Annotated in this window: 4 protein-coding genes; 3 read left to right on the top strand and 1 reads right to left on the bottom strand. The window is 46.7% G+C overall.

Annotated elements, in window-relative coordinates:
• The 3 genes from IM479_RS05415 to ftsH4 form a co-directional block, all read left to right on the top strand.
• Window positions 1-568: RNA-guided endonuclease InsQ/TnpB family protein (locus IM479_RS05415; protein ID WP_287686136.1), on the top strand; the 568-nt coding region annotated here is incomplete at its 5' end.
• A 134-nt stretch (window positions 569-702) separates the two neighbouring features.
• Window positions 703-1,887, top strand: coding sequence for a tetratricopeptide repeat protein (locus IM479_RS05410; protein WP_287686135.1), 1,185 nt, complete (start codon window positions 703-705; stop codon window positions 1,885-1,887).
• A 77-nt stretch (window positions 1,888-1,964) separates the two neighbouring features.
• Window positions 1,965-3,842, top strand: a complete 1,878-nt coding sequence (gene ftsH4 / locus IM479_RS05405; RefSeq protein ID WP_287686134.1) for an ATP-dependent zinc metalloprotease FtsH4 — start codon at window positions 1,965-1,967, stop codon at window positions 3,840-3,842.
• 48 nt (window positions 3,843-3,890) lie between these two features.
• Here the strand turns inward: ftsH4 and IM479_RS05400 are convergent, their stop codons facing one another.
• Window positions 3,891-4,811, bottom strand: coding sequence for a LysR family transcriptional regulator (locus IM479_RS05400; protein WP_287686133.1), 921 nt, complete (start codon window positions 4,809-4,811; stop codon window positions 3,891-3,893).
• Window positions 4,812-5,142: the final 331 nt, after the last annotated feature.

Raw genomic sequence — 5,142 nt, 5'->3', positions numbered from 1 at the left:
CCCTCGATTTTTGTTGAAAGTACAGAGTAAGCTTAAATTGCTACAAAGACGCTTGCAACATCAAGTCAAAGGCTCGAACAATTGGTTAAAACTTCAGGAGAAGATAGCAAGATTACACGAAAAAGTGTCTAATACTCGTAGAGATTGGCACTTTAAACTAGCTCATTACCTTTGTGATATCGCTGATAACATCTTCCTTGAAGATATTAACTTCGTTTCCTGGTCTAGAGGGATCGTTAGAAAACAATCTCTGGATTCAGGTATCGGTAGTTTTATTAACGAGATATTACCGTTTGTCGCTTGGAAACGGGGAAAATATTATCTTAAGGTTGATAAAAACGGAACCTCGCAAGAGTGTCCGAATTGTGGCGCAATTACTGGTAAAAAAGCGTTATCGGAAAGAGTTCACCGGTGTGATTCTTGCGGCCACATTGAACCGAGAGATACGGCATCAGCGAAGGTAATTGAGAACCGAGGAAAAAACGCGGTCGGACTGACCGTGTTAGAAAACGCTCGCGGAGGCGATTTGACGGGGATCGACTGGGTTAAACTCGGTGGATCTAGTTAAAAGCCTAAGAACCGAGAATCCCCCGCTACACCGCGCGAGCGGTTAGCGGGGGAGAGTCAATCCCCGATAACTGATAACTGCTAGACTAATTGGGTGATGCTTGCAAGATTAATAAAACCAGTGTCGAGATTAGAATGCAGGGACTTTTAAGAAAACTTTGGCGTGCGATCGAAAACTTTTTTACCCGACTTTTGGGGGGACAAGGGGGAAAGGGGAAAGTACAAGCGATCGAATCTGTTCCCCTAACCGATACAGATTACGAGTTTCTCTATATGCAGTTACTCGATGGAGTGGCCCACGGTTGGCACGAAGGCAGAATTCTGAGATTTTTTGAGAAACTGGGCGATCGAGGTCGGCAAAAAGATTGGGTAGAATGGTTAGAGCGTTTTGGAACCCGTCTGCAATCCTCCGCTTCCCTTAACCAACTTCTCGCCACCAGAATGATTCGTTTAGGAGAATTAGCTCGCGCTTTTCCCGGGATTGAACGTATTGGTGAAGCTTCCTACGAGATCGGTTATCAACTCTACACCAAAGAAACTGCCACTTTAATCTGGGAATACGCCGGCAAGGATGAGGACCCGGGCAGTTATTCCCTGCCGCAACCCCCAGAAAATCTCTTATATTCGGGTGAAACTAGCGATTTTAACGGTGTTGACTCGGAAAATCCCCAATTAGAAACCCTCACCCTCGATGAATTATTTAACCGTCTGCAAAACGATCCTACCCTAGCGGGCCAAATGGCCGAACAATTAGGCATCGAAAATAAGGACGCAGAAAGCATTATTGATAGTCTCATCGCTCAATTTTCCTCACAGGAAGGTAAAAACCCTGAAACTGCCGCAGATTGGTTTAATCAGGGCTTAGAACAGGCAAATTTAGGCAATTGGTCAAATGCGATCGCCGACTGGGAACAGGCCTTGACGATCGATCCCCAATTAGCCTCGGCCTGGCATAATCGTGGTAGTGCCTTAGCCATGATCGGTAACTACGAAGAAGCTTTAAATAGTTATGATCGCGCCCTAGAAATCACCCCCAACGATCACCAAGTCATTAACGCTAGGGGCAGCGCCCTATACGGACTGCAACGTTGGCAAGAAGCGTTAGAATGTTGGCAACAGGTGCTAGAAGCGGACGATAATTTTTATCAAGCTTGGTACAATCGCGGCAGTACCCTAGAAAATTTGGGCGAAACCCAAGCAGCGATCGCCTGTTATCAAAAAGCTTTAGGGATTGCGCCGGATTTTGAGCTTGCCCAAACCCGTCTAGAGGCTTTACTAGGGCAAAAACCGCCCGAAGACGACGGTAATCCCCCCGCCTGATTCAATCTGAACTTGAGCAGTCAACAGCCTACAATTAGGGAAGGATAGAGACTAATTTTAATCAATCAGGCCCAGCAATGAGTATAAAAAGCAAACCTCCTTCACAATCTCGCCTGATCGGTAATGTTTTATTAGCCGTAGGCGGCTTATTTCTGATTGTTAATCTCCTTTTCCCGCAATTATTTGGCCCTAGCGTCCCCAAAGTTCCCTACAGTCTCTTTATCGACCAAGTGGAAGATGGCAACGTCGCTAGGGTATCCGTGGGACAGAATGAGATTCGTTATCAGCTTAAAAACGACCAAGAGGGCAACTACGGACGAATTTTCAGCACTACACCGATTTTTGACCTAGAATTGCCCAAACGTCTAGAAGTCAAGGGCGTAGAATTCGCCGCCGCACCACCACCAAAAAATGGCTGGATTGGTAGTGTCCTTAGTTGGGTGATTCCTCCCCTGATTTTTGTTGGTATTTGGCAATTTTTCCTCGCTCGCAGCGGTGGCGGTGGTCCGGCCGGGGCTTTATCGATTACCAAAAGTCGCGCTAAAGTCTATGTGGAAGGAGATACCACCAAAACCACTTTTGAAGATGTGGCCGGTGTGGAAGAAGCGAAAACCGAATTGGCCGAAATCGTCGAATTTCTCAAATATCCCCAACGTTACATTCAAATCGGGGCGCGGATTCCCAAGGGTGTTCTCTTAGTCGGTCCGCCGGGGACAGGAAAAACCCTGCTGGCAAAAGCAGTCGCGGGAGAAGCGGGGGTTCCTTTCTTTAGTATCTCAGGTTCGGAATTCGTGGAACTCTTTGTCGGTGCAGGTGCGGCCCGAGTGCGAGATCTGTTTGAACAGGCCAAGAAAAAAGCCCCCTGTATTATTTTTATCGATGAATTAGACGCGATCGGTAAATCTCGCGCTAACGGTAATTTTATGGGGGGTAACGATGAACGGGAACAGACTTTAAACCAATTATTGACGGAAATGGACGGTTTTAACGCCGGCGATGCGACGGTGATCGTGCTGGCCGCTACTAATCGCCCCGAAACTCTTGATACCGCCCTTTTACGCCCCGGCCGTTTTGATCGTCAAGTGTTAGTTGATCGCCCCGATCTGGCTGGACGCTTAAAAATCCTCGAAATCTACGCAGGTAAGGTAAAATTAGGATCGGGTGTGGATTTAAAACAGATTGCTACCCGTACCCCCGGTTTTGCTGGTGCTGACTTAGCTAATCTAGTCAATGAGGCGGCTTTATTGGCAGCGCGCAATCAACGCAGCACCGTCGCCCAAGAGGACTTTAATGAGGCAATCGAGCGGGTAGTGGCCGGTTTAGAGAAGAAAAGCCGGGTTCTGTCGGAAAAAGAGAAGAAAATCGTCGCTTATCACGAAGTTGGTCACGCTCTCGTCGGTGCAGTTATGCCGGGGGGTGGTAAAGTTGCCAAGATTTCGATCGTGCCTCGCGGCATGGCAGCCCTCGGTTATACCCTGCAAATGCCCACGGAAGACCGTTTCCTCATGGATGATACGGAATTACGCGACCAAATTGCTACTCTTTTAGGTGGTCGGGCTGCCGAGGAAATTATCTTCGGTAGTATTACTACTGGGGCCGCTAATGACCTGCAGCGGGCGACGGACTTGGCCGAACGCATGGTGACGACCTATGGTATGAGTAAGACCCTCGGTCCCCTAGCCTACGAAAAAGGTCAACAGAATAGTTTTCTGGGAGATGGCATGATGAATCCCCGGCGCTTGGTGAGCGATGACACGGCCAAAGCGATCGATAATGAAGTGAAAGAGATTGTCGAAAATGGTCATCAGCAGGCCTTGGATATTCTCGCTCAAAATCGCGATTTACTCGAAGAAATTGCCCAAGAAATCCTCAGTAAAGAGGTGATCGAAGGGCAACAATTGCAGGCCCTGCTCGATCGCGTTAAACCCCTCGATCGAGAACCTGTTACTGTTTAGATTGATTTGATTTTTGCCCTGCCCCATCTTTGTTCAAGATGGGGTTTCTTATCCAGAAATTTTGACTTTTAAGAGGGATTGGGGCTGAATATTGAGGAGATAATCAAGAAAAGTCTTGGCGATCACCGATAGTTTTTTATCCTTGGGATAAACCACATACCAATGGCGTTGGATGGGAAAATCTTCCACGTCAAGGATGGCAAATTCCCCATTGGGATTATCTAAATTTAAGACGTGCTGAGACAGAACCGAAATTCCTAAACCACCGGCGATCGCTTGTTTAATGGCTTCATTATTGCCGATTTCCAAACGCAGAGATACAGTGATGCCATGGTCGAGAAAAATTTGCTGCACTGCCCGTCTAATTCCCGATCCCATTTCTCGCATGATAAAAGGTTCCCCTTGCAGCCGTTTAATCGGAATTTTTTTCTGTCCCGCTAGGGGGTGATCTTTGCGGGCAATAACGACAAGGGGGTTTTCCAGAAACGTTCGAATCTCGAGGTTTAGAGCTTCGGGGGGTTCGCTTAAAATATATAGGTCATCAACATTATTGATGATCCTTGCTTCTATATCTTGGTGATTGGTCAATTGTAGGGACACATCTACCCCTTGGTACTGTTGACAAAAAGGACCTAATATCTGAGGGATTAAATATTGGGCTGTGGATACCGCCGCTAAACGCAGTTTACCCTGTTTAATGCCCTTGATATCAGCGATCGCCATCTCAAAGTTATCAAGATCCTTGAGGACTGCCTGACAGGTTACTAATAAACTGCGTCCGGCCTCGGTTAAATACAAACGTTTGCCTATCTGTTCAAATAGGGGCAGACCCACTGCTTTAGTCAGTTGTTTCATCTGGGTAGAAACGGTGGGTTGGGTGATCGATAGTTCTTCAGCAGCTTTGGTGAAACTGCCATGACGAGCGGTCGCTTCAAAGACGATCAGTTGATGTAAAGTGGCTTGAATCAAGAGAAGCCTCTAGAGCGCTACACTTCTGTTACTGCCTTGAGGAGCTTTGCTAAACAGAAGCAGGAATGGAGGGGAACGGGTGAACACTTCCCACACTGCTTATATCATAGGTTTAAATCAATACTTTTGTAAAGATATATCGATTCAAACTCAATTTACAAAAATTTGCTTGTCAAGCTATCGGTTCCAGTTTATCGAAAATTTGGGTTAAAACCCCGTCGTTTTACGACGGCTTTAAGCTACAATGGAAAAAGCGATAACCAAGCTAAAAACTGAACCTTGACCACAGATAGTAGGGGGTTTCGTTCAGAAAAGACTTCAAATTCGGCCT

This window comes from Microcystis sp. M165S2 (assembly GCF_020245885.1).
Lineage (GTDB): Bacteria > Cyanobacteriota > Cyanobacteriia > Cyanobacteriales > Microcystaceae > Microcystis.
Note: the sequence above shows the minus strand (reverse complement) of the source record. Positions and strands in the feature narration are given on the sequence as shown.